Source organism: Phenylobacterium sp. (assembly GCF_031425575.1).
GTDB lineage: Bacteria > Pseudomonadota > Alphaproteobacteria > Caulobacterales > Caulobacteraceae > Phenylobacterium.
This window is the reverse complement of sequence record NZ_JANPJP010000160.1, coordinates 1-2750: the sequence shown is the minus strand read 5'-3', so window position 1 is coordinate 2750 and position 2750 is coordinate 1. Positions and strand designations below refer to the sequence as shown.

General features: G+C 65.6%; 3 protein-coding genes. All 3 read right to left on the bottom strand.

Annotated elements, in window-relative coordinates:
* Window positions 1–190 precede the first annotated feature (190 nt).
* Window positions 191–1138: an IS5 family transposase gene (locus RMO97_RS09230; protein WP_310540540.1), complete on the bottom strand. Its 948-nt coding sequence runs from the start codon at window positions 1136–1138 to the stop codon at window positions 191–193.
* Window positions 1139–1242: 104 nt separating this feature from the next.
* Complete coding sequence (locus RMO97_RS09225; RefSeq protein WP_310540539.1) at window positions 1243–2415, bottom strand: acetyl-CoA C-acetyltransferase; 1173 nt, start codon at window positions 2413–2415, stop codon at window positions 1243–1245.
* 103 nt (window positions 2416–2518) lie between these two features.
* Window positions 2519–2750 (bottom strand): flavin reductase family protein (locus RMO97_RS09220; RefSeq protein ID WP_310540537.1); only part of this gene is annotated, 232 nt, incomplete at its 5' end.

Genomic DNA, 2750 nt, shown 5'->3' with positions numbered 1-2750 from the left:
GGGTGGCGGCGGCCACGGCGGCAAGGGCGGCTGCGGAAAGTGCGGGGGGCACTAGTCCGGAATCCCTCCCCTGATGGATTGCTCTGCGAAAGTACCGAGCCCCCATCTGATCCTTTGGAAAGTGAGGATCGGGTTCGAGTTGAGGGGCGGTTTGCTGAGCTCTGGTCGGTCTCCGGTGTAATCTGGCTGGTCAGGCGTAGGAGAGCTTTGCTGCTCTCTTGAGATTGAACATTGCGAGGACGGCGAAGGCGCGGGAGGCGTTTCGTTGGAGGGTTGGGTATCTGGCCCTGGCCATGCCGTGGAAGCGTTTGAGTTGGCTGAACACGCCTTCGACGGGGGCTCGTCGCCGGGCGATCAGGTCGTTGCGCAGCTTGGCCCAGCCGGCGAGGACCGGCTCGGTCTTGTGCCGGCGATAGGAGATGCGGGGCTTGATGCCAGCCTCGCGCAGCGCCTGGCTGCGGGCCTTCTTGCTGTAGGCCTTGTCGCCATAGGCCGACTTCTCGTCGCCGCTGATCAACTCGTCCGCCACCTCGGTGTCCGAGGTCTTGGCCCCGGTGAACTGGCCCCGGCGGACCAGGCCGGAGCCTTCGTCCATGCCGATGTGCAGCTTGTAGCCGAAGTAGGCCTTGTTGTTCTTCCGCGTCCAGGTCGCATCCGGCTCCCTGGGATGCGTCGCCCCGGCCCCGTCCTTGATCGACGGCTTGTTGTGTTTGGCCGAGATCAGGGTGGCGTCCATCAGCGTGCCGCGCTTGAGGATCAGCCCCTTGGCCTCAAGCTGCGCCGTCACCGCCTCGAAGGCCCGCTCCATGATCCCGGTGCGGGCTGCGTCCTGCCGATAGCGGCAGAGGGTCGTCTCGTCGGGCGTGCGGTCCGACAGACCCCAGCCGCAAAACCGGCGGAACGACACCCGGTCCAGCAGCGAGGCCTCCAGCCCCGGGTCCGACAGGTCGTACATGGCCTGCAGGTACAGCGCCTTCAGCATCGACAACGCTTCATACGGCGGACGCCCGAACTCTCCGCTCCGAACCTCGCGCGCCAAGCCTTCCAGCGCACTCCAGTCCACCAGCGTCGCTATCCGGTCCAGCGTCTCGTTCGTTCCCAGCCGGGGGTCCGCAAACGCATCCGCAAAACCTGACATCAGAGCCTCCCTCAGCCACAGCCAAGGGAATCATCCTTCACAATCCGCCGCCACTACTTCCGCAGAGAAATCCATAAAGGGGAGGGATGGAGAACCGCGCGACCCTACAGCCGCTCGATGATCGTCACGTTGGCGAGACCGCCGCCTTCGCACATCGTCTGCAGGCCGTACTTGCCCTTGCGGTCGATCAACACGTTGAGCAGCGTCGCCATCAGCTTCGAACCCGAGCCGCCGAGCGGGTGGCCAAGGCTGATCGCGCCGCCGTGGACGTTCAGGCGGTCCGGATCAGCGCCCGTGGCCTGCAGCCACGCGACCGGCACCGAGGCGAAGGCTTCGTTGACCTCAAAGGCGTCGATGTCGCCGATCTTCAGGCCGCTCTTTTCCAGCGCCCGCAGGGTGGCCGGGATCGGGGCTTCCAGCATGATCACCGGATCGGCGCCGATGACGGTCATGTGGTGGATGCGGGCCAGCGGCTCGACGCCCAGTTGCTTCAGGCCCTTCTCGTTGACCACCAGCACGCCCGAGGCGCCGTCGCAGATCTGGCTGGAGGTGGCGGCGGTCAGGGCGCCGTCTTCCTGCAAGAGCTTCACGCCGCGCATGGCTTCCAGGCTGGCCTCGAAGCGGATGCCCTCGTCGACGGTGTGCTCTTCCTCGACGCCCTCGGCCGTCTTGATCTTGATCGGCACGATTTCGTTGGCGAACTTGCCGGCCTTGGTGGCCTCGATCGCCTTGCGGTGGCTGTTGTAGCCGAACTCGTCGAGCTGGTCCTTGGTCAGGCCGTACTTCTTGGCGATCATCTCGGCGCCGGCGAACTGGCTGAACTGGATGTTCGGGTAGCGCTCCTGGATGTTCGGGCTCATGTAGCTGCCCATGCCGGCCTTCAGGGCCAGGATGGCCGGGGTGCCCATCGGCACGCGGCTCATGCTCTCGACGCCCGAGGCGATGACGATGTCCATGGCGCCCGACATCACCGCCTGGGCGGCGAAGTGGATAGCCTGCTGCGAGGAGCCGCTCTGGCGATCGACGCTGGTGCCCGGCACGCTTTCCGGCAGGGACGAGGCGAGGATGGCGTTGCGGGCGATGTTCACCGACTGCTCACCGGCCTGGCCGACACAGCCCATGATGACGTCCTCGACGAGCGCCGGATCGGCGTCGACGTCCTTGATCAGGCCTTCGAGGATCTGGGCGGCGAGGTCGGCGGGGTGCCAACCGGCGAGCCGGCCACCCTTGCGGCCTCCGGCGGTGCGTTTGGCGGCGACGATATAGGCTTCGGCCATGGGTGGCTCCCGGTGTGCTCGTTTACGTTCACGGGAAGATAGGCGAACGGAACCGGGCGCAAAAGTATGACGTAAGGTGACGGGTGCGTCTTTTTTGGAAACCCTAGTCCGTATGCACCCGCCGGAACCGGCCGCGCAGATAGACCAGGGGCTCATGATCGGGATCAAACCGCACCTTCAGGATGCGGCCGATGAAGATGCGGTGGTCGCCGGCGTCGATGACCTGGGTGGTCTCAAGCTCGAAGTTGGCCATGCAGCCGGGAAGGATCGGGACCCCCTGGTCCCAGGTCTCGCATTCGAGACCCTCGAACCGGTCGGCCGACTTCACCGTGAAG